Origin of the sequence: Exiguobacterium sp. AB2, from assembly GCF_000696055.1 — a bacterium.
Lineage (GTDB): Bacteria > Bacillota > Bacilli > Exiguobacteriales > Exiguobacteriaceae > Exiguobacterium > Exiguobacterium alkaliphilum.
On the sequence record NZ_JNAA01000067.1, the window covers coordinates 1 to 22,899 of the forward strand.

Annotated in this window: 20 protein-coding genes and 1 pseudogene; 5 read left to right on the forward strand and 16 right to left on the reverse strand. The window is 54.0% G+C overall.

What is annotated here, in order from left to right; translation table 11 throughout:
• Positions 1 to 27: 27 nt before the first annotated feature.
• The 5 genes from DI14_RS08745 to DI14_RS08765 all read right to left on the reverse strand — a co-directional run bounded on the left by DI14_RS08745 (position 28) and on the right by DI14_RS08765 (position 3,361).
• Positions 28 to 396, reverse strand: coding sequence for a rhodanese-like domain-containing protein (locus DI14_RS08745; protein ID WP_034807647.1), 369 nt, complete (start codon positions 394 to 396; stop codon positions 28 to 30).
• 104 nt (positions 397 to 500) lie between these two features.
• Positions 501 to 785, reverse strand: a complete 285-nt coding sequence (locus tag DI14_RS08750) for a DUF5327 family protein (protein ID WP_034807649.1) — start codon at positions 783 to 785, stop codon at positions 501 to 503.
• 56 nt (positions 786 to 841) lie between these two features.
• The gene (locus DI14_RS08755) at positions 842 to 2,134 is read right to left on the reverse strand and encodes a DUF2252 family protein (protein ID WP_034807652.1); all 1,293 of its coding nucleotides are present in this window, start codon (positions 2,132 to 2,134) and stop codon (positions 842 to 844) included.
• Between the two features lie 13 nt (positions 2,135 to 2,147).
• Positions 2,148 to 3,098 carry a peptide-methionine (S)-S-oxide reductase MsrA gene (gene msrA, locus DI14_RS08760; RefSeq protein WP_034807654.1) on the reverse strand — a complete coding sequence of 317 codons (951 nt, stop codon included), beginning with the start codon at positions 3,096 to 3,098 and terminating at the stop codon, positions 2,148 to 2,150.
• Positions 3,099 to 3,181: 83 nt separating this feature from the next.
• On the reverse strand, positions 3,182 to 3,361 hold the full coding sequence (locus tag DI14_RS08765) for a hypothetical protein (RefSeq protein ID WP_034807656.1): 180 nt from the start codon (positions 3,359 to 3,361) through the stop codon (positions 3,182 to 3,184).
• 85 nt (positions 3,362 to 3,446) lie between these two features.
• Here DI14_RS08765 and DI14_RS08770 point away from each other — a divergent pair, with 85 nt between their 5' ends.
• A complete protein-coding gene (locus DI14_RS08770) occupies positions 3,447 to 3,782 on the forward strand; it encodes a hypothetical protein (protein WP_034807658.1) in 336 nt (111 codons plus the stop codon).
• A 162-nt stretch (positions 3,783 to 3,944) separates the two neighbouring features.
• Here the strand turns inward: DI14_RS08770 and tnpB are convergent, their stop codons facing one another.
• Together tnpB and tnpA are read right to left on the reverse strand one after the other, a co-directional pair.
• Positions 3,945 to 5,036: an IS200/IS605 family element RNA-guided endonuclease TnpB gene (tnpB, locus tag DI14_RS08775; protein WP_034807660.1), complete on the reverse strand. Its 1,092-nt coding sequence runs from the start codon at positions 5,034 to 5,036 to the stop codon at positions 3,945 to 3,947.
• Positions 5,037 to 5,041: 5 nt separating this feature from the next.
• The gene (gene tnpA / locus DI14_RS08780; protein ID WP_034807663.1) at positions 5,042 to 5,440 is read right to left on the reverse strand and encodes an IS200/IS605 family transposase; all 399 of its coding nucleotides are present in this window, start codon (positions 5,438 to 5,440) and stop codon (positions 5,042 to 5,044) included.
• Between the two features lie 181 nt (positions 5,441 to 5,621).
• Between tnpA and DI14_RS08785 the strand changes: the two genes are divergently transcribed.
• Together DI14_RS08785 and DI14_RS08790 are read left to right on the forward strand one after the other, a co-directional pair.
• Positions 5,622 to 6,692, forward strand: coding sequence for a diguanylate cyclase (locus DI14_RS08785; RefSeq protein WP_034807665.1), 1,071 nt, complete (start codon positions 5,622 to 5,624; stop codon positions 6,690 to 6,692).
• A 145-nt stretch (positions 6,693 to 6,837) separates the two neighbouring features.
• The gene (locus DI14_RS08790; RefSeq protein WP_051622660.1) at positions 6,838 to 7,362 is read left to right on the forward strand and encodes a hypothetical protein; all 525 of its coding nucleotides are present in this window, start codon (positions 6,838 to 6,840) and stop codon (positions 7,360 to 7,362) included.
• Between the two features lie 251 nt (positions 7,363 to 7,613).
• On the opposite strand, the gene DI14_RS15700 is transcribed toward DI14_RS08790, so the two are convergent.
• From DI14_RS15700 to arcA, 9 genes and pseudogenes are all read right to left on the reverse strand, one after another.
• Complete coding sequence (locus DI14_RS15700) at positions 7,614 to 7,802, reverse strand: hypothetical protein (protein WP_369792708.1); 189 nt, start codon at positions 7,800 to 7,802, stop codon at positions 7,614 to 7,616.
• Between the two features lie 99 nt (positions 7,803 to 7,901).
• Positions 7,902 to 9,328: pseudogene (gene cydC / locus DI14_RS08795) on the reverse strand (thiol reductant ABC exporter subunit CydC); the annotation flags it as partial.
• Entirely contained in the window at positions 9,325 to 11,049 is a 1,725-nt protein-coding gene (cydD, locus tag DI14_RS08800; protein WP_034807667.1) for a thiol reductant ABC exporter subunit CydD, read from the reverse strand. The gene cydD and the pseudogene cydC, both read right to left, overlap by 4 nt.
• 125 nt (positions 11,050 to 11,174) lie before the next feature.
• Positions 11,175 to 11,864, reverse strand: a complete 690-nt coding sequence (locus DI14_RS08805) for a Crp/Fnr family transcriptional regulator (protein WP_034807671.1) — start codon at positions 11,862 to 11,864, stop codon at positions 11,175 to 11,177.
• A 121-nt stretch (positions 11,865 to 11,985) separates the two neighbouring features.
• Positions 11,986 to 14,328 (reverse strand): glycoside hydrolase family 31 protein, encoded by a 2,343-nt coding sequence (locus DI14_RS08810; protein WP_034807673.1) that lies wholly within the window; start codon positions 14,326 to 14,328, stop codon positions 11,986 to 11,988.
• A gap of 176 nt (positions 14,329 to 14,504) precedes the next feature.
• On the reverse strand, positions 14,505 to 15,467 hold the full coding sequence (gene arcC, locus DI14_RS08815) for a carbamate kinase (protein WP_034807675.1): 963 nt from the start codon (positions 15,465 to 15,467) through the stop codon (positions 14,505 to 14,507).
• Between the two features lie 14 nt (positions 15,468 to 15,481).
• Positions 15,482 to 16,957, reverse strand: a complete 1,476-nt coding sequence (arcD, locus tag DI14_RS08820) for an arginine-ornithine antiporter (RefSeq protein WP_034807677.1) — start codon at positions 16,955 to 16,957, stop codon at positions 15,482 to 15,484.
• 48 nt (positions 16,958 to 17,005) lie between these two features.
• Positions 17,006 to 18,034, reverse strand: a complete 1,029-nt coding sequence (argF, locus tag DI14_RS08825) for an ornithine carbamoyltransferase (RefSeq protein WP_034807680.1) — start codon at positions 18,032 to 18,034, stop codon at positions 17,006 to 17,008.
• Between the two features lie 17 nt (positions 18,035 to 18,051).
• Entirely contained in the window at positions 18,052 to 19,314 is a 1,263-nt protein-coding gene (gene arcA / locus DI14_RS08830) for an arginine deiminase (RefSeq protein ID WP_081825875.1), read from the reverse strand.
• Between the two features lie 300 nt (positions 19,315 to 19,614).
• Here arcA and mgtE point away from each other — a divergent pair, with 300 nt between their 5' ends.
• Together mgtE and DI14_RS08840 are read left to right on the forward strand one after the other, a co-directional pair.
• Complete coding sequence (mgtE, locus tag DI14_RS08835) at positions 19,615 to 20,973, forward strand: magnesium transporter (RefSeq protein WP_034807682.1); 1,359 nt, start codon at positions 19,615 to 19,617, stop codon at positions 20,971 to 20,973.
• Between the two features lie 184 nt (positions 20,974 to 21,157).
• Positions 21,158 to 22,894 (forward strand): solute:sodium symporter family transporter, encoded by a 1,737-nt coding sequence (locus tag DI14_RS08840; protein WP_051622661.1) that lies wholly within the window; start codon positions 21,158 to 21,160, stop codon positions 22,892 to 22,894.
• Positions 22,895 to 22,899 lie beyond the last annotated feature (5 nt).

Sequence of the window (22,899 nt, forward strand, 5' to 3'; positions counted from 1 at the left end):
TGCCCTCCAACGTTTCAGCCGGTTTTTTCATGATCCACGCCAGAAGCTCATCCCGCCTTTGACCGAATAGACGTCTGTATAGCCTGCCTTCTGAAGCATCGCGGCTGCTCGCTGGCTGCGCATCCCGCTTTGACAGATGACATAGACGGGACGGTCTTTCTGTTTCGGGTATTGCGCGCTCGCGTTCCCGAAGCCAGATAGGGGTACGTTTTTCGCCTGCTTAATATGACCGCCTCGATACTCTTGTGGCTCCCTTACGTCGAGCAGCTGGATGTTGCGCTCTTCGGCAATCTTGCGCTTCAGTTCATCCGTCGACACCGTCTTCACACTGTTCCGCTTAGACCACCACACGTAAATCAATCCAATTACTACCGCCACAAATAAGAAATCAAGCATATGTCCGCCTCCATGATCGATGAGTTTTGTTGCTTCAATTATACCCCCTTAGGTATATAAGTCAATGAAGACGCCTCAAAAAAAGCCACGCCCTCAGGCGCAGCTTAAAAGTCGAGCAATGAATCGGTTTTTGGCTCTTCATCCTCTTCGAGCGGAATCCCGAGAAATGCCGCCATTTGACGATCGAGCGGCGGCTGATCCGGTGCCGGCGCCACCGTCACAGGAGCAGACGGTTGGACGGAAGGGTTCGAGACTGCTGGATCCGCAAGTAACAGTTCGCAGTACCCCATCAGCTTGGCGACATGCCGTTTCTGCGTCTCTCCGTTCGACTGTTCGATTTCGGTCATCACATGTTTCATTTGGGCGATGAGTTGTTGTTCGGTAATCACACGTCCACATCCTTTACCCCATCATTGTGCCGGAAAACGCGGCAAGCCCGCAAGTGTCACGCTTGACCGTCACGGGTATCGAGCCACGTCTGGAACGCCTCAAAATCGAATCGGACTTGATTCCCGTAGAATCGAGCCCAGCGCGCGATTTGTCGGATGAACAGTGGTTTGGCGTCCCCGATGGCGGCGGCAATCCGTTCGCTCGCCTCGTAATCGAGAATATTCGCGTCTGCGTCGGCACGGGCATGGATTTTGGCCGTAATCTCGGCTTGAACGTTCAACGTCTCAATGAGCGACGCCTCGTCCTTGATGTGCTTCGCTTTCACTTTTCGCTTATAAGGCGAACGCTGTCGCACGTAGTATTCGTGACCATCGATCGTCAAATAGCCGAGATACGGGTCACGGCTATGCACCATCGCCCGTTGCGCCGCCGTCACCCGCGCCCCTTGATGGGAGAGTCCATCCTCGAACAAAGGGTGCATCGGCAGAAAGAGGGACGGAACGGCCGACTGGGCCTGTTTCATCTCAAGGATCACGTCCTCGTCATGTTCCGCGTCCGCCCCTTCAATCAAGATGTAGTAACGCTCCAAACCGATCGAAGCCGTCCCGCTATCGAGCTTGATGGCGATGTCTTTCACTTCATAATGGTCGGCGTGATGGCGATGGTCCGCTTTCAACGACGTCAAATAGTCGGGCCAGGCCGCTTTAATCTTCGATGCCATCGTCTCGCTTACCGGAATCAAATCTTCGCTCGTCGCGAAGTAGCGCTCCTCATCGCGCACCTCGGTCCGTTCGGCCATGAACGCATCCTTTTTCGCCTCTGCCTTTTTGATGATTTTTTTAATCGCCTTGCACGTGTTCGCTTTCGTGAACTGCACGTCCTCGTCTTTTCCGTTCGCGTAACGGTCGATCGTTTTGGCATACGTCTTCGCATACGATTCGATGGCCGCCGTCGCATCGAACCCCGCCTCTTCGGCGAACAAGTCGACCGAGATAGCCATCCGTAACACGTCGAACAAATACGATCCGATATACGCCTCATCGAAGTCGTTCACGTCATAGATGATCGTACCGGCCCCATCCTCGAACACGCCGAAGTTCTCGAAGTGTAAATCCCCTTGGATGAACGTCGGATGCGCGTCACCCGTATCAAACGCGAGCGGTACTTTCGCGAAGTCATAGTAAAACAAGTGGGAGCTGCTCCGGAAGAACGAGAACGGGCTCACGCTCATCTTCGTGTACTTTTCGCGCCGCGCTTCTTCAGACAGATGTCGAATCGACGTATCATAGTAGTCGAGGACGGTCGCAATCGTCTCCCGGCGGATTTGTTGCTTGACTGAAGTGAACATCGCCTTCTCCCCTTCACGCGTCGAATAAGTGTTTGTACTCCCCGTACCCGGCCGAGTCGAGCTCTTCTTTCGGGATGAACCGGAGCGAGGCCGAATTGATGCAGTAGCGCAAGCCCCCGAGTTCTTTCGGACCATCATCGAACAAATGACCGAGGTGGCTGTCGGCCCGCTTCGAACGGACCTCGGTCCGCACCATGTGATGGGACGTGTCCATGTTCATATCGAGCCGTTGCTCTTCAATCGGCCGTGAGAAACTCGGCCAGCCACAGTTTGACTGAAACTTGTCGCGTGACGTGAAGAGCGGCGTCCCGTCGATGATGTCCACGTATAGCCCTTCGCGCTCCTCGTCCCAATACTCGTTTTGAAACGGCGGCTCGGTGCCATTCTCTTGCGTGACTTTAAACTGCATCGGTGTCAGCCGTTCCTTCAATTCTTTCTGCTGTTTCTTATCGCTCCACGCCTCTTTAATGAATTTCGCGCGACCGGAGCCGACGCGATACATCTCATAGCGGAACGGATTTTTCTTATAATAGTCTTGATGATAGTCCTCGGCTTCCCAAAACGTCTTCGCCGGACGAATCTCGACCTCAATCGGTCGGTCGAACCGTCCTGAGTCCTCGACTTCTTGCTTCGACCGCTCTGCCGCCGCTCGCTGTTCTTCTGAGTGATAGAAGATTGCCGGACGATACGACTCACCGCGGTCGTTGAACTGGCCGCCGCCGTCCGTCGGGTCGATTTGACGCCAATAAATCTTCAATAACTCCTCATACGAGATGACATCCGGGTCATAGGTGACCTCAATCGCCTCTAAATGTCCCGTCGTCTCCGAACAGACTTGTTGATACGTCGGATTGTCAACATGCCCGCCCGTATAACCGGAAATGACACGCTCGACCCCTTCGTATTTATGAAACGGTTTGACCATACACCAAAAACAGCCTCCCGCAAATGTAGCTTTTGACATAATCGATCCCTCCTTACTATGTAGTGTACCCAAAAAGATGCGACAACAACAAAAAAACGAGAACCCGGAACGTGTTCTCGTCTTCAATCCTCGACGCGATTCATATGTCGCATCACTAAAAATAAAATCACACCGACGATTCCAGCCCCAAGAATGGTCAACGCCGGGTTGTTTCGTGCCGATAATGTATAAAAGATCGCAAGTCCAATCAAGATGAGCGCAATCGGAATGAACGCTCGTTTAAAATGATCCCAATAACGCACGGACAGTCCCCCTTTTTTCTATCATACCAAACATCTCGACTGGGATAGAAGAAAAGCTGGAGACGATTTGAAAGGAGCAACAGAGATGACCATGGAAACATTATGGGCGAACCGCCCGACCCTCATCTGGGAAGAACGGTTGAACGAGGGAGATGACATCTATACCCTCCCGGCCATCCTCGCCGTCGATGCCGCGCTTCGACAATACGCGAACGCGCTCACCCGTTCCGACAAGTCAGAGGCGAGCGTTTTAGCGGCTGTCCGCGACCTCGTCTTGCGGCTAAACGAACTCGATGAGGAACATGACTACTTCATCGAGACGATTGAACGCGAGGAACTGTATGATTTCATCGTCGCTGCGGCTGCACTCGTCGGCTACGAGACCGACGACGACGTGACGGAAGAGTGGCGCGAATGGTGAGCCGATTGAAACGATGCCGGTCACTTGAATTATGCTACACGTGAACTACTCACCACTTATTCGCTTCGCAAATTGAAGTGGGAGCTTCTTGGGAAGACCGTACTTCTACTAGCCACGATTGTTTACCAAGCTCGTCGGGCAAGTCCCTGCCCTGAAGATATTTCAGTCTGCCAACATCAACAGGTTGATGCTCGCATTGATGTCGCGGTCATGATGAGCGCCGCACGTACACGTCCATTCGCGTACATCCACTGTTTTCTTCTCGCCTTTTTCACCGCAGGAAGAGCAGATTTGTGTCGATGCGTACCATTGGTCGGCCTTGATGAGCGTCCGTCCGTAGAACTTGCACTTGTATTCTAACTGTCGGACGAACTCGTACCAACTGACGTCTGCGATCGATTTCGCGACCTTGTGGTTCTTCATCATATTTTGCGACTTCAGCGTCTCCACGACGATGACTTGGTTCTCGTCAACGATTCGTTTCGACAGTTTGTGAAGGAAGTCTTTGCGTTGGTTTACGATTTTCTCATGTTTCTTGGCGAGGATCAGCTTGGCCTTCTCTCGGTTCTTGCTTCCGGTCTTCTTACGCGACAGGGCACGCTGCGCCTTCTTGACCTTCTCTTCCGACTTACGAAGGAAGCGAGGATTGTCAATCTTCTCGGAAACCATGTCATCGTTTGTCACGATAGCAAAGTGTTCCAAACCGAGATCGATCCCGATCTTGTTCTTGGCAGGAACCCATTTTTCCTCGCCTTGATTGACAAGAATGGAGATGAAGAACTTGCCCGTCTTCGTCATCGAGACCGTCACGGACTTGATGATCCCCTCGAAAGGACGATGTTGTTTGAACTTCACGAAGCCGACCTTAGGAAGTCTCACCTTCCCGTCCTCGATCCGGACGCTCCCGTTCTGATTGTTGGTCGTGTAGGAGGCGCGGTCGCCGTGCTTCGATTTGAACTTCGGGAACCCGACAGACTTGTCGCGGAAGAAGTTGGCATACGCCTTGTTCAAGTCCATCTGGGCGTTCGCCAGAGACAAGCTATCGACCTCTTTCAAGAAAGGGAACTCGGGCTTGTACTTCGCCGGGGTCGGGAGCTTCTGCTTTGCGTCGGGATTCAACTTCGACTCCTCATACAACCGGATACGCTCCTCGAGCATCTTGTTGTAGACGAAACGGACGCAACCGAACGTCTTCACGAAGTGTCCTTTCTGTGACTTTGTCGGGTATAGTCGAAACTTGTACGCCTTCAGCAAAGTGATCACTCCTTTCCTTGTTTTTCGATGTATTGCCTGATGACGTCGATCGTCGCACCACCGGTCGTCACGAGGCAGTAGCTCCGGGACCAGAACATTTCTTTCCATAGTCGTCTCTTGACGTGCGGAAAGTCTCGTTTGATCAGTCGGCTGCTGGCGCTCTTGTAGGCGTTCAGAAACTTCGACATCTCTGTGTTCGGGTGGGCTTTGAACAACACATGGATATGGTCGCCGTCATGATTCCATTCGGTCAGTGTGATATGGTATGACGCGCCGATCCGTTCGAACGTCTGTCTCGCGAACTCCGAGACGTCTTCGTCAATCACCTTGCGTCTATATTTGACCACCAGGACGAGGTGGTAATTCAGGAGAAAGACTGAATGTTTGTTTGTATCCATTTTCATTGATAGTTCAGTCCTTTTGATTGGTTACACTGATTGTATCAAGAACATACAATCTCGACAAGACGGGCGATTCATCTCCCACCTACGCTGGGCTTCGCCCCGAGACACTTAGAGGAGGGAGAATTCTCGCCTAATTTTGTTAAACTAGTTATTTCCATTTCCACACAGGGGGACTGTGTCCATGCTCACCATCATCAACTCATTTTTCATCGACCTATGCATCTTGTTCACGCTGTTCACAATCTCGTTCCTACCTTTTCGGAATCGACCACGACTGACGCCGCATTCGCCGCTGAAGGCCCGTGTCCTGCTCGGGGTGCAGAGCGCGTTCACCGCCACGATTTTACTCGGGAACGCCCTTCATCTCGAAGGGGTGCTCATCGATTTACGAGCCATCCCGATCACGCTCGCCGTCTTGTTTGGTGGTTGGGTGAGCGGCGCCGTCGCGGCTGTCTTGTTTTTGATCGGTCGTTTTTTCATGATCACGAACGGCGAGTACGTCGGGTTTTACTTGGCGATCGCCACGATGGTCGCGCTCGTTCTTCCGGCGAGCCTGTTGCGGCTCAAACTTGATAACACGCGGAGCACGTTGCTCGTCTTCACGACAATCGGCGCCATCGTCTTCGGTGCGGCAATCTATTACGCGCTGCCACTCGACTTGTTCTATCCGATTTTACTCGTCTATCTCGTCATGTCGTACGTCGGCGCTTGCGCCGCCTATCGTCTGCTCCAAGAGTTGCGCAGGCACTTTGAGAACGTCCAGCATCAGCAACAGCTCGCGCGCACGGACGCTTTGACGGGGATCGCCAATCGTCGCCTGTTGAACGAGGCGATGGCAAACTTGACGGTCGAGGCAGAAGAGTATGCGCTCATCCTCGTCGATATCGATCATTTCAAACGCGTTAATGATACGTATGGCCATGACGTCGGCGACGACGTATTGCGTGAGCTCGGGATGCTTCTTGTCGCCGAGAGTCGCGAAGATCACCTCGTCGGACGTTTCGGTGGAGAAGAATTTTTAATCATCATGCCGAACGCCCAAAAAGACGAGGTGTCACGCCTCGCCGAATCTATACGAGAAAAAGTCTCGACGTTCCCGTTCGAGACGAGTGCCGGGACGCTCCACATCACCGTTTCGCTCGGTGCCTGCCATTCGAACGATATCGAGGTCGACAGTGTCTTGAAACATGCCGACGAAGCGTTATATCACGCAAAAGAATCGGGACGCAATCGCTTCATTTTGGCTTCATGAAGCCAAAAAGCGTTCGTAAAAGTTTAACACGTTCATCAGTTTTCCTGCTTTACTTTCCCTAGTCGAATCGGTACACTAGGCTAGACTTTGGTTCGTAAGCTTTTTGTAATCATCGATTTGACTAGAAAAAGGGGAAACACATTTCATGACAGTCTTGTTATCACTATTTGGGTTGATGTTCGTGGGATCTTTCGTCCTCGATTATCAACGCGGTAAGACGTTCCGCCAATCGCTCTTTGGGGGAGTCGATACGTTAAAGCGGAACTTGTTCATCTTTTTACGCACCTCAATCTCCATGATGATTTTTATCGGACCGCTCTTGCTCATTTCGATGTTCGCCTTCCCGCGTCTCATCGGATTCGATGCGGTTGCATCTTTCCTCATCGCCGTCTTGAGCATCGGGTTCGCCGAACGCATCATCGGCATGATTGTCGCTCCGCTCGTGCGCACGTTCTGGCACCAGCGCGGAAACGTGATGCCGCTCTATCTCGATGCAGGCCTCTATGTCTTCTTACTCTCGATTCTCGTCTTCGAGTTTCTATTGAATATTCCAGGCGTCAATATCGCCTCTCCAATTATCGCCGTCTTTTACGCGTTCGCGTTATTTTATATCCGCTATCTGTTCAGCTTGCTCCGGTTCACGCTCAGTAAAGGCGTCCCGTCAAACTGACCCTCGACACTGCAATCGGATCTCGGTTGCAGTTTTTATTTTATTACTAATTGACAATGAGAATCGTTATCACTTATACTCGACTTGTAGCTCCCAAAAGCTTGACGCGCTCGTTCCCCAAACGCATGCGTCACGTGGATTCCCCTCCACGACACTCTTTTTGAAAGCAATGCGACAACCCCCATTTGTTGCACCCAGATTTGCCATATGAAAAAGCGAGCGGCTCTCCGACGGAGCCGCTCGCTTTTCGTTTAGGCGAATACATCTTGTTCGATTTGCTTCAACGCATAGAACGTGCCGCGCGCCTGCATCAACTCATCGAATGAACCGGTCTCGATGACGCGCCCGGCTTCCATGACGATGATTTGATCGAACGCCTCGAGCCCGTTCAGACGGTGGCTGACCATGACGAGCGTCGAAGCCTGTGCTGTGTCGAACATCTCGGCGTACACGTCCGCCTCGGTCCGCGCATCGAGCGCTGACGTCGCCTCGTCGAGTAGCCAGAGCGAGCCGTTTTTAAGTAGCGCCCGGGCAATCGCGAGCCGCTGGCGTTCCCCCCCGACAAGTTGGCGCCTTTCTCAAGCACCGGTTCATCGAGCGAGAAGCCGAGCCGGACGCTGCTGAGCGCTCTCGTCATCGCCTCGTCCGTGTGTTCACCGGCAAGCGCCAAATTGTCGCGCACCGTCCCGAAGAAGAAGTGGTTCTCTTGAAGGACGACGCTCGCATGCTCCCAAATCGACGCCTGTGTGATGTCGTCGAGTCGTGCCTCGTCGATGAAGACGTTGCCTTCGTCTGGACGGATGAAAGCGAGGAGCATTTGGAGGAGCGTCGATTTTCCCGAGCCGCTCGGCCCGACGATCGCCGTCTTCGATCCGCTCGGGAACACCGCATCGACGTCGACGAGGACGTCGCGGAACGTGTCCGGATACCGATAGTTCACACGGCTGACAGAAATCTCAGGTGCCCCTTGAAGCGAGATGTCGCGTCTTGCCGCTTCGGCTTGCTCCATTGCTTCACTCGGTGCCACGACCTCAAACAGACGGTCGGCCGCCTGCTTGCTGTCGGCAAAGTGACCTGGGAAGACGGCCATCGGCGTCGCGTTCTCAAACGCCGTGAGCGACATCATGATGAGCATGGCGAGGAACAAGCCGTCAAGCTCTCCACCGACGACCAAGTAAGCACCAATCGCGAGCACACCCCAAGAGACGAGCAATGACGCACCGACGACGAGCGAGGAGTTGAAGAACTGGCTCGTCACATCTTCACGCTCGGCCGCCACGTAGCGGTCGCTCCGCTCCATCAAGTCTTGCTTCGTCTTTCCGAGATGTTGATGCAGCAACAAGTCACGATAGCCATACATCATCTCCGTCATCCCGCTCGACAAATCACCACGAAGCGACCGCAGTTTGCGGTCGTGTCGGGCTCGGACACGGGCGAAGAAAGCCGGGATCAAGAAGCCAGTCACGAAGACACCGAACAAAATCCAGAGACTGACGAAAATTGAGAAGTACGTGACGAAAAAGATGGTGCTCAAGAAGACGAGCACTAAAATAATTGGTGGATAGAAGACGCGTAAAAAGTAGTTCTGTAAGCTCTCCACGTCCCCGACGACGCGCGCGAGTAAGTCACCACTTCGATATTTCGCGAAGATATTCGGGACGAGTGGTTCGAGCTGTCGATAAAACCGGACACGGAGCTCACTCAAAATGGTGAACGTCGCCCGGTGCGAGGCGAGTCGCTCTTGATACCGCGCGCTCGCTCGGATGACACCGAACAGTTTGATTAAGACGACGGGAATCATAAGCGCGTAGAGCGGTGGTACGAGGCCGGCCCGCGCGACGAGGTATCCGCTCGCCGCGAATAAGGCGACGGCGGCAAGTCCCGCCACGTATCCAAAGAAGATGGAGAGGACGATATCCTTCTTCTCTCGCATCATCCATTTCGTGATCGTCCAAAGGGAACTCATCCTCTCACTCCTTTCTGTAACGTGAATAAGTCGGCATAAGCCGGGGCATGGAGCATCTGTTCATGCGTCCCGCTCGCGACGAGCGTCCCGTTGTCCATGAACCAAATCGCATCCGCCTGCTTGATCGTATGCAGACGATGGGCGACCGTGACGAGCGTCGCGTCGCGCGACAACTCTTCGATCGAGCGGCGCACGATTTGCTCGGTCATCAAGTCGAGACCGGTCGTCGGCTCATCGAACAAGATGATGCCCGGCCGTTTCAAGAAGGCGCGGGCCAACGCGAGCCGTTGCCGCTCGCCGCCAGACAAGCCGTAGCCGCCCTCACCGAGTTCGGTGTATAGCCCGTCCGGCAAATGGCGAATCACGTCGACGAGGCCGGCCGCTTCGGCCGCGCGCATGATCGCCGCTTCGTCAGCCGTCTCGCCGAGGGCGATATTGTCAGCGAGCGTCCCAGCGAACAAGTACGGGGTCTGCGAGATATAGCCGACCGTGCCGTACCACGACGTGTCCGTATACGAGTGGAGCGGCTTCCCGTCGACGAGGACGCGACCCGTATCGGGATTGACGAGCCCGGAAAGAAGATTTAACACTGTCGTCTTCCCTGACCCGCTCGCCCCGACCAATGCGATATGTGACCGCGCCGGAATCGTAGCGTTGAGCGGCTGCAAGGTGAAGCGACCGCCCTGATATTGGAACGACGCCTCCTCGAGTCGAAGCTCAGGGGTCCGGTTCGTCAGCACGCGCTCACCCCACACGATGCGATCATCCGGGGCGTCGAGCGCTTCAAAGATTCGATCGGCCGCACCCATGCTGCCACGTCCCGTATGGAACGCGCCACCGAGGTCTTTGATGGCCAAGTAATATTCAGGGGCCAAGACGAGAATGAGAAAGCCGGCGAAAAACGTCAAGTTCTGCCAGACGACCATTTGGAGCGCCACTTCAAGGGCGACGACACCGGTACTGAGCATCGAGATGAACTCGAGCATGAGTCCGGACAAGAACGCCGTCTTCAAGACGACCATCGTCGCGTCTCGGAAGTCGAGGCTGCTCTTCTCGATGGCTTGCGCTTCTCGCTCCGTCCGTCCATATAGCTTCAGCGTTGTCAGTCCTTGCAAGACGTCTAAAAACTTACCAGAGAACTGGTTCATCTTCTCCATCTGTTGTTCCGATTTCTTCTGCGTCGCAATCCCGATGATGATGAAGAAAATCGGGATGAACGGCGCCGTCACCATCATGATGACGCCCGAGATCCAATGTTGGGTGAAGACGACGATGAGAATGAGGAGCGGAATAATCGACGTCTGAATCACTTGGGGCCAATATTGGCTGAAGTAGGCGTCGACCTCGTCGACGGCGTCCATGTATACGCTCACTTTCTTACCGGATTGTCCCGAGAGCGACGTCTCCACCGGGTTCGACGTATAACGATCCAAGAGTTGACGTCGAAGCGACCGCTTCGCCTTCTCTGACAGGCTCGCACCGATGCGTCCCGAGACGTAACCGAACAACGCCCGGACGAGAAGCGCGACGACGAGCCAACCGAGCGTCGGAAGGACGCTTTCAAACGATTGATTTTGTAAGAAGACACGGTCGACGACGTCGACGATTAAATAGGCTTGGGCTAAAATCGACAAACCGATCATGACGGCCGCGATGACGAGGCCGATGATGTGCCGCTTTTCAGCTAACGCGAGGGCTTGCAGTCGTTTCACTGCGTTCATCCTTTCTAACAAGTCATAACATCATTTCTTTGTGATGATTCTCACTAATTATATCGCATGCATCTCTCCATAGCGAACGCTTCGCTTACGAGAGCATGCAAAAAACACCGTACGTCCGTACGGTGTCAATGCGTCGCTTGTTCAAAATATTCTGGATGCTCCGTCACGAGTTGTCGGGCATCGAATTGCAGGATGTCTTCTTTCCGTAGCCGCGACAAAATACCCGACACCGTCTCCCGTGATGTCCCGGACAGGCGCGACAGTTCGACCGTCGTGAACGGGCAGCGGATACGGACGCTGTCTGCCTCGCGCTCCCCTAAGTCTTCAATCAAGTAGTGAATCGTGTTGAGCACGCGATCCGTCGCGCTTGGCGTAATAATCTCTTGGAGACGCCGTTCATGTAAATCGAGAATCCGGTTCATCTGCCCGACGATATTCAACAGCATCGTCGCACTTCGTTTGACGAGCTGTTCGAATCGGTCCGCCGGCATATAAATGACCGTGATATCAGTAAGTGCCTCCGCGGAGTGGCGGTAGAACGTCGTGGAAAACATCCCGCTGTACGGGAACAACTGCTTCGGCTTCAAGTAGTCCGCGTATTGATACATCGCCGTCTCATGGAGGCGCTCAAGCTTGACGTAACCGTCCATGAGAAAGTAGACGCGCTCCCGCGGGTCGCCTTCCATAAACAAAATCTGTCCTTTTCGATATGTCCGTTGATAGACGTGCGGCAAAAGCGCCTCGAGCTCCCGACTCGCACACTGCTCGAACACGTCGATTTGTCTCAAGTCCTCAACCGACCATTGCTGCGACATGTCGCATCCCTCACTTTCCACAATCGAATCGCTCCCCCTTCAGTATACTAAACTGTTTTATGTAAACGCTTTCAAATTCCGACAGTTTTCTGACAAGACAAAGAGGGGGACACCCCCCTCTTCAGTCCAACATCAGTTCCATGATCGCATCTTGGAGATCCCGCTCGAGTTCGAGCGCATGCAAATCGAACAGCCACGCCTCGAGGCGCGTTTTTGCTGCCGACATCTGATACAACCGGTCTTTCAAATCATAGGAAATCTCGGCTCGGTCGAGGAAACGGTACAACCGATCGAGGCGGTGGTCGTTACTCGTCAAGTCGACCGGGAGTTCGACGGTCATGTCGCGGTCAACTTCTCCGAGCTCTAGACGGAGCGTCTGTGTCTCCTGCTTGTACGCACCTTCGGCTTTGACGCCACGAACGAGGAGCGTCATCGTACGCCATTCCGGCAAGACCGTCGCATCTCCAGACAGACGAATGTCGAGGCGGCGGGCTTTCCAGTCGAGTGTGAACGTCGTCTCAGCATACGCGCCGGTCTCATAAGAACGGTCCGTCCCATTGTCCTCATAAAGCGTGAACGTGTTCGAGGCCCCCGGGAAGATGAGCACTTCTAATTCGTCCGGGTTGTCCGTGTCGTTCCGCCCAGAATGGTGCGGGGCCATCGGGATGATGGCTCCCGCCTTCGCGAACACGGCCTGTTCGTCTATTCCCCGGAACACACGGACCGACTTGTCACCCGCATAACGATGTCCGGTGAAGAAGTCGAACCAATCGCCTTTCGGTAACCAGACGTTCGAGGCAGCGACGTGGAGCGCCTTGTTCATCGGCTCGACAATCGGCGCGACAATCAGTTCACTGCCGAAATAATATTCGTTCGGCACGTCATACGCCGCGTCCTCATCCGGATGTTCATAATACATCGGCAAGATGAGCGGGGTCGCCTCCATATGGTTACGCCAGTTCATCGTATATAAGTACGGGATGAGCTGGTGACGTAGGCGCAGGAACGACTGCATCGAGCGTTCGGCCTCTAATCCAAAACGCCACGGTTCTTTGCCGTTGAAGATGCTGAACGTCGAATGGAGGCGCATGATGGGACTGAACACCCCGAACGCGACCCAACGCGCGGCGAGTTCGTCGTCTTTCGCCCCGCGATAGTGGCCACCGATGTCATGGCTCCACCAGCCATAGCCGATGTTCGAGGCCGTCGCGGTGAAATACGGTTGGAATGCGAGCGACGCCCATGAGATGAGCGTGTCTCCGGAAAAACCGATTGGATAACGATGGCTTCCCGGCCCTGCGTACCGTGAGAAGATGAGCGGACGGTTCCCGTCTCGGGCGATATCGACGGCGTGGTAATGGTTTAGCATCCAGAGCGGGTCGAGTCCTTCCATCTTCGAGGTCGAGCCTTGTTGCCAATCGATCCACCAAAAGTCGACCCCGTCGGCTTCATGCGGGTGATGCATCTGTTCGAAATACGCTTGGATGAACCGTTTATTTGAAAAGTCGAACGGGATCCGATCACCGGTCGCCGGGTCGACCCCCATCGCCTCGGCCATCGATTCGTATTGGTCCTCGAAGGCGCGCACCCCATCAGCCGGATGGAGGTTCAACGTGACGAGGAGATGTTCCTCTTTCAACCATTTCAAGAAACCTTTCGGGTCCGGGAACAAGTTTCGGTTCCACGAGTATCCGGTCCAACCGCTCCCGTACTCCTCCGGTATGTCGGTGACGTGCCAGTCCATGTCGATGACGCTGACCGAAAATGGGATGTCCTCCGTCTTGAAGCGACGCATGAGCGCCTTGTATTCCGTCTCGTCGTAGCGCCAATACCGGCTCCACCAGTTCCCTAGCGCTTTTCTCGGCAGCAACGGGGTCGGACCGGTCAGCTGATAAAAATCTCGGAGCGCACGCCGATACTCGTGACCGTAACCGAAATAATACAAGTCATGGACGTCTTTACGGCGTGGCTCGACGAAGCGGTCGTCCGTCATGATGAATGATGTCGAATCGTCAATAACGGCGTAGCCTTGTTTTGAGACGATCCCTTCATCGAGTTCGACCGCGCCGTCGACATGGTCGAGCGTCCGGGCCGTCCCTTTGAGCGTCCGTTTTGGCCCGTTGAACGTGTAGCGACTGTAATACGTACTGAAGTTCCCTTTCACATCGACATAGAGTGTGTTTGGTGCGAACGGGCCTTTCGTATAGTACAAGTGGACGTGGTCGGTGATGATTTGCAGTTCGTGCTCGTCTTCGATGACCCGAAAATCTGGGACGTCGAAGGCGCGATTCCAGACGACTTGGGTCGGTCGGTCCTCAAAAACACCATCTGCCGCGTACTCCATACGAATCAATTGGCTCGTGAGCACGGTGAAGCGATAACAGCTTCCCTGCACGACGGCTCGTTCATCCGCTTTCGGTTTCATCTGCTTCGAATAGACGTGATCCTGTTCAAATAAGCGCATAGGTTCGAGCGTTGCCGCTCTTCGTCACTCCCTCTCTGTTTGTGCAAACGTTTACACCAAGAATGATACCAATGTCAGTTTCGACATACAATCTTCCTTCCCGATGTCTCCGTTTCGAAAACGACAGGATGTGGGGGCACAAAAAACCGTGACCCGGGTCGGCCACGGTTAATCGATTATTGTTTTAGCGTCGCCGCCATGCGAACACGCGTCCCGATTCGGCCTCGCACCGCCTCATTGACCTGATCGAGCGATGTGATGACGGCAAGGCGCCCTTCCGCCGTCTCCGCGAATTGGAGGGCGGCGCGAACTTTTGGCAACATGCTACCGGGCGCGAACTGCCCTTCCGCGATATACGTCTCGAGTTGTTGTTTCGTCGTCTCTTCGAGCGCCGTTTGGTCCGGCGTCCCAAAGTGGACATAGACGTGATCCACCGCTGTCAAGATGAGGAGCATGTCGGCCTCGACGAGCTCGGCCAATTTTGCGGCGGCAAAGTCTTTATCGATGACGGCCTCGACACCGACATAACCGTCCGGTGTATCGATGACCGGGATGCCGCCCCCGCCAGAGGCGATGACGACGTGTCCGTTGTCGATGAGGTCACGAATGACGGCATGCTCGCAAATCACAATCGGGAACGGGCTCGGGACGACACGACGATAACCGCGGCCCGCATCCTCTTTAAACAGGAAACCAGTCTCTCGCTCGAGTTGAATCGCTTCTTGCTCCGAATAAAACGGACCAATCGGCTTCGTCGGGTGACTGAAGGCGCTATCGTTCGGGTCGACTTCGGCCCGTGTGACGAGTGGCGCGACCGACCGTTCGAGTCCACGTTTACGGAGCGCTTTCGTCAGCGCGTTCTCAAACCAATACCCAATCATCCCTTGCGTCATCGCACCACAGACGTCTAAGGGCATCGCCGGTGTCGCCTCGCTATCGGAAGCTGCTTGTTGCAACATCAAATTTCCGACTTGGGGCCCGTTGCCGTGCGTGATGATGACCTCGATTCCTTCTGCGATTAGACCCGCCAACGCGTCGGCGGTCGTCTCGACCGCGCGCATTTGGGCGTTCGCGGTCGCATCCTTCCCTTGTTGGATTGCATTGCCACCGAGCGCGATGACGACGCGTCGTTTCTTCATGTCCATTCCCCCGATCAAAAGACTGTAATGTTGCCTGAGACGATGCGGACGACCGCTAAAATGGCGAGGACGGTCAACATACCGGCGACAATCCATTCTGTCTTCGTCAACGACTTGATCCCGTTCTCACGTTGCGCTTTCACGTAGAGCAACGTCCCTGGTGCGTAAAGGAGCGTCGTTAACAACAAGTAATCGACGCCTGCCGCATAGATGAGCCAAATCCCATAGATGGAAGCGACCGCCCCAATGACGAGATCGCGCGTTCGACGTTCACCGATGTTGTAGCCGATGCCATTTTTTGCGACTTTCACTTGATAGAAGGCCGAGAACGCGTATGGAATCAAGATGGCGCTCGATGCGAGCGAGAAGGCGAAGTTATACGCCGCGTCCGAGAAGAGGAACGTGAACAGGAACAGTTGAATTAAACCATTCGTAAGCCAAAGTGCGTTCGCCGGCGCGTTGTTTTTATTCTCTTTCGTGAACCAACGCGGGAAGACACCATCTTTCCCTGCCACATAGGGGATCTCTGCCGCAAGGAGCGTCCAACCGAGCCACGCCCCGAGCACCGAGATGACGAGCCCGCCGTTGATGAGCATCGCCCCCCAAGGACCGACTGCCGACTCGAGCAAGTACGCCATCGCCGGTTGCGTGGCGTTCGCCACGTTCTCTGGATTCAACAAACCGAGCGACATAATCGAGATGAGCAAGTAAATGATGAGCGTCCCGAGTAGACCGATGACAGTCGCCTTCCCAACGTCCGAGCGCTTCCGGGCCCGTCCTGACAAGACGACTGCCCCTTCGACACCGATAAACACCCAGAGCGTGACGAGCATCGTCGAGACGACTTGATCGCGGATGCTACTCCATGAGAAGCCGCCCTGTCCCCAGAAGTCGAACGTGAAGTTGTCGAGGTTGAAGAAGAATAACGTGATGGTGATGAAAGCAAAAATCGGAACGAGTTTCGCGATGGTCGTGATGATGTTGATCATCGACGCCTCGTGAATCCCACGCAAAATGAGGGAGTGGACGAGCCATAACATGATGGACGCACCGATGATGGAGGCGATGTTTTGACCGCCTTCGAAGATTGGAAAGAAATAGCCGATTGAACTGAACAATAGCGTCGCGTACGCGACGTTTCCGAGCCAGGCGGAGAGCCAGTAGCCCCAAGCCGAGTTGAATCCGACGAACTGTCCGAAGCCAGCACGCGCATAACTATACACCCCGCCGTCGAGGTCCGGTCGCCGCATCGTCAAGTTTTGGAAACTTAATCCGAGTGTGATGATCCCGATGCCGGTGATGACCCAACCGATGAGAATCGCACCCGCGTTCGCACCTTGGGCCAAGTCGGCCGCCAAGTTGAACGCCCCGCCCCCGATCATCGAACCGACGACGAGTGCCGTCAGGGCCCCGAGCCCCAACCGTTTGTCTTTCGGACTAGGATTTGCGCCAGCTGAACCGCTTGAGTCATGATCTAATTTCGTAGACATTTAACTCACCCCTTTCGCTTCATTGAAGGGGGGAAATCCCCCCTTTCCTCAACGTTCGAGCCATTCCGCTGTATCGACAAGCGTCGCCGCCATGACTGCTTTAATCGTGTGCATCCGATTCTCAGCCTCGTCAAATACGAACGAATGACGGCTCCGGAACACTTCATCGGTCACTTCCATCTCGGCCAAACCGTACTCTTCGTAAATGGCCCGGCCTACTTCTGTCTCTAAATCGTGGAACGCCGGGAGGCAGTGGAGGAACATGACATCTGCGTTCCCCGTCTTCTCAAGCATCTCCATGTTCACTTGATACGGTCGGAGCAGTTGAATCCGCTCTGCGAACTCGGCCTCTTCACCCATCGATACCCAGACGTCCGTATAGATGACGTCCGCGTTCGCCACCGCCTCGTCGACGCTTTCTGTGAGGGTGATGAGCGCGCCCGTCTCTTGTGCGACCGAGCGGGCGTAATCGACGACCTCGTCTGACGGCCAGAGTGATTTCGGGGCACAAATCCGGATATCCATTCCGAGTTTTGCACCGCCAATCAACAACGTGTTGCCCATGTTATTGCGCCCGTCCCCGACGTAAACGAACCGAATGCCGGCAAGGTCGCCTTTTTGCTCTTTCACCGTCAAGAAATCGGCTAAAATTTGCGTCGGGTGATACAAATCGGTCAACCCGTTCCAGACCGGGACGCCCGCGTCACGTGCGAGTCCTTCGACCGTCGCATGCGCGAAGGCTCGGAACTGGATGCCATCGAACATGCGACCGAGCACGATGGCCGTATCACGAACGGATTCTTTCTTACCAAACTGAATGTCCGACTTTCCGAGATATTCCGGATGCATGCCGAGGTCGACGGCTGCGACCGTGAACGCACACCGTGTCCGAGTCGACGGCTTTTCAAACAAGAGCGCCACATTCTTCCCTTCACAGACGCGATGTGGGATGCCTTGTTTCTTTTGACGCTTGAACGCGGCCGACAAATCAATCAAGTAGTTCAGTTCGTCCGGAGAAAACGCATTGAGCGATAAAAAGTGACGGCCTACCAAATCAACATTGTACGTTGTGGACATGTTCAGGTTCCTCCTCGTCAAATATCTTCACGAATAATCGGGCAACTCATGCAACGTGGGCCCCCACGGCCGCGTGACAACTCGCTCGACATGATTTCGATGACTTCGACACCTTCCGAACGCAAGAGCTCGTTCGAGACATAGTTACGGTCGTACGTGACGACGACCCCCGGTGCGATGGCGAGCGTGTTCGATCCGTCGTTCCACTGCTCCCGTGCCGCCGCGATCGGATCGCCGCCGCCACACGGGATGAGAACGATGTCATCGAGACCGAGTGCGGCTTTTAGCACTTGTAACAAATCGCTATGTTGCGTGATATGAAGTTCTCCGTCTTGATTCAGTGTCAGCTCGAAGATGTTCATCTTTCCTTCCGGTCCTTGGATGAACGGATGAATCGTGAACTTGTCGTGGTCGACCATCGTGAAGACGGTATCGAGGTGCATGAAGGCTCGCGATTTGGGGATTTCGATGGCGATCACTTTTTTAAACGTCCCGCCATGCTTGAGCAGATTAAGGGCGACCCGCTCGATGCCTTGCGCTGTCGTTCGCTCGGAAATACCGATGGCGACGACCTCTTTAGACAAGACGAGTTCGTCCCCGCCTTCCATCGCGAACCGGTAGTCACGGTCTGACCAAATCGGGACGTCACGTTTGGCGAATCGAGGATGGTACTTCATGATATATTGCGTGAATAACGATTCGCGTCGCCGCGCCGGCTCTTTCATACGGTTGATCGATAAGCCATTGCCGATGGCCGCTGCCGGGTCGCGGGTGAAGTATAGGTTCGGCATCGGATCCAAGTAGAACGGATACGTGTCTTCAATCATCTCATGCAAGTGACGTCGTTTCTCCGGCTTGATTTCCGACTTGCGAATCCCAGCCATGACCGTCTCGATTAACTGTTCATTGTCATAGGCGAGCAAATATTCTTTCAACGTCTCATACGATCCGTTGATGTTCGACTTTGACTCGGACAAGATGTCGGCGACGAACCGTTCCCTTACGCCCGGGAGCGATAACGTCTCGGCCATCAATTTTTCTAAATACAACACTTCGACGCCACGGTTTTGCAGGGCGCTCGCAAAGTAGTCATGTTCTTTTTGGATGACCGGCAAATGTGGGATGTCATCGAAGAGGAGTCGTTCTAAATATTCGGGGGTCAAATTTTCAAGTTCACGGCCCGGACGTTTCAGCAGCACCGTCCTGAGTTCACCGATTTCTGAATACACGTGGATTGGATGTTTTAGCGTAGTATCCCGTGAGGTCTGTTGATCCATCATCGTTATCATCTCGCTTCCTCCTAGTGTTTCGGGTGTGTTGCTACCCTTACATTATCAACTTACCCAATATCGGGACGGGTAAGTCCGACGGTGGGACCGTGGTGAATTCCACATCAAGATGAATGAACGATCGATAAAACTGAATGAAAAAACAATTGTGAACCATTACACAAGTATGCACAATCACTTTCCTCTGTATAATCGCTGTATAGATTGTGAAATAAATTCATTATTTTTTTATGTTCCTTTCCTGTATAATAGGGACGTACCTGAATCTACTATGGAAAAGGAAGTGAGTCGATGGCAATCGAACGTACAGAACATGCGCGTCACCAAGCTCAAGTGACCGCGTTCATTCAAAAGGGGGACCCGGTCGATTTCCGCGACTTGTTCCTTACCCTCCACCCTGGTGAACAGGCGGATTTATTCATCGAGCTCGAACAACCTGAGCGCCAGTTCGTCTATCGAGCACTCACACCGGAAGCGTTCACGGATTTATTTGAGAAGTTGGAACTCGAAGACCAGGAGCAATTCATCCAAGAGATGCCGCGGCCTTATGCGGTCCGCGTCTTGAACGACATGTTCTCGGACAATGCGGCTGACTTGATGAATGAACTGCCTGATGACTTCATGAACGAACTGTTCGAACAGATGGATGAGACCGAGGCCACAGAAGTCAAAGACTTGATGCGCTATCCAGACGACACGGCCGGCGCCGTCATGACGACAGAGTTCGTCGTCCTAAAGGCAGATAAGACCGTCGGCGAGACGCTCGAAGAGTTGCGCGACCTCGGACCGGACGCCGAGACGATTTATTACCTTTACGTCATCGATGCATCCGGTCGTCTCGTCGGTGTCGTCTCGCTCCGCGATTTGATCGTGTCACGGCTCGATGCTCGGATCGCCGACATTATGGGGCGACGCGTCGTCTCTGCGAACGTACTCACCGACCAAGAGGACTTGGCTCGGACCGTCCAAAAGTACGACCTGCTTGCCCTTCCCGTCGTCGACGATGAAGAGAAACTACTCGGAATCATCACCGTCGATGACGTCATGGACGTCATCGAGCGCGAGACGACCGAAGACTTTGAAGAACTGTCCGCTACGAAAGGTTCATCTGACATCAATATGGGACCGGTCGAGGCGGCCAAGAAACGCGCGCCTTGGATTATCAGTCTCATGTTCCTCGGCATGATTACCGCCTCGACGATTGGCGGATTCGAAGAAACGCTTGAGACGATCGTGCTCCTCGCCGTCTTTATGCCGCTCGTCATGGGATCGGCCGGGAACGCCGCGACCCAATCACTCGTCGTCACGGTCCGCTCGATCGCGCTCGGCACAATCAATCGAAAGAACGTCATGAAGATGGTACGACGCGAGTTCGGGACCGGCGTCATCCTCGGCGTCGTCTGCATGATCGTCATCTTCGGCGTCATCACGTTCCTGTATGACAACGCTTTTATTGGTATCATTGTCGGTATCTCGATTTTCGCCGCACTGAGCGTGGCGACGATTGTCGGAACACTCATCCCGCTCCTCATCAATCGCTTGAAACTCGATCCGGCTGTGGCTTCGGGACCGTTCATCACGACGTTAATGGACAACCTCGGGTTAATCATCTACTTCACCGTCGCCACATCGATGCTTCAGTTCCTTTAAGGCACGTGCCCTCGCGCACGTGTCTTTTTTTGTTACGTTTTGTTTACAGACGAGAAAACGGGAAATGATTGCCTGCCTGAATGGGTATTACAAATAAATACTTATAAATAAGAAGAAACCGAAGGAGGTCTCTCATATGACCATTCAGTAAGTCGCTTACATATTGATTACCGGGGCCTTATTCATGGGGCTCGTCGCATACGTATCGTATCGGATGACGCGCGGCAAAGTCGACAGCGCCGATGACTACTTCCTCGCAGGCCGTGGATTGACCGGTTTGTTCATCGCAGGGTCATTGCTTTTGACAAACCTTTCCGCCGAGCAACTGATCGGGTTGAACGGTCAGTCGTTCGCGGGCAATATGTCCGCCATGGCGTGGGAAGTCACGGCCCGGATTGCCGCCATCATCATGGCGCTCTTTTTACTGCCGCGCTTCCTCGGAATCGGCATCTCGACCATCCCTGAATTTTTGAGCCAACGGTATGACGAGGACGTCCGCCGTCTGACAGTGCTTTTGTTCTTGTTCGGCTATATGTGCGTCACGATCCCGTCGATGCTCTATTCAGGCGGCCTCGCCGTCTTGCAGCTGTTCGATGTGCCGGAACTACTCGGCGTCAGTTTCGAACAGGCGCTCTGGATGGTCATCTGGTTCATCGTGATAATCGGGGCAATCTATGCCATCTTCGGCGGCCTTCGCGCCGTCGCCGTGTCGGATACGTTGAACGGGATTGGACTCATCATCATCATCGGATTCCTTGTCCCGACGCTCGGTTTCATCGCCCTCGGTGACGGTAACCTCGTCGATGGGATGAAGACGATCGCGACGTCGAACCCAGAGAAACTGAACGCCATCGGTTCGAGCAACGACTCGGTCCCGTTCTTATCCATCTTCACCGGGATGATTTTCGCCAACTTGTTTTATTGGGCGCTCAACCAATACGTCATCCAGCGTGCGCTCGGCGCCAAGAACTTGGCCGAAGGACAAAAAGGTGTCTTGTTCACCGGTTATTTGAAGTTGCTCGTCCCGATTTTCATGTTGCTTCCAGGGATTATCGCGTTTCACTTGTACGGTTCAAACGTCGATAAGGCCGACCTCGCTTACCCGAGTTTGATTGCCGACTTGTTGCCGATGTGGCTGATGGGCTTTTTCCTCGCCGTCTTGTTCGGGGCCGTGTTCAGTTCGTTTAACTCCTTGTTAAACAGTATCGCCACGTTGTTCGTGCTCGACATTTATAAACCGAAGTTCAAACCGAACGCATCAGACAAAGATTTGATTCGCGTCAGTAAATGGTTCGGGACGCTCGTCGCCCTCATCTCGTTCTTCGTCGCCCCGAACTTGATGTATGCACCAGACGGGCTTTGGGACTTGATTCGTCGCTTCACCGGCTTCTTCAACATCCCGATTCTCGTCATTGTCTTGATTGGGATGCTCGTGAAGCGTGTCCCGCCGATTGCCGCGAAAATTGTTATCGTGTTCCATGTCATCACGTACTATTTTCTTGTCTGGGGGACCGAGCAGTGGTTTGGCTTTGACCTTGGGATTAACTTTATTCATATTTATGGCATCTTGTTCGTCATCGAGACATCGATTATGCTCCTGTTCGCGAAAGTTCGTCCGATGACGACGGCGAATCCGATTCGCATCGAACTCGGTCGTGTCAAGCCGTGGCGTCACGCCATCTCGACGTCAATTCTTCTTATCGCATCGATGATTTTTGTCTACTTCGTCTTCTCACCGATTGGACTCGCCTACGCGGACGGAATCGTCTCAGGCTGGTTCTTCCCGGCAACGCTTGGGTTGTTCACCGTGACGGCCGGGCTCGTCTTTGTCTCGTATCGCTACTGGCTCCCGCGCTATGAAGCGTATTTGAACAACCTTGGGACGAGTGAAGAGACTGAAGAAGAAGCAAGCGGTAGTTAACAACA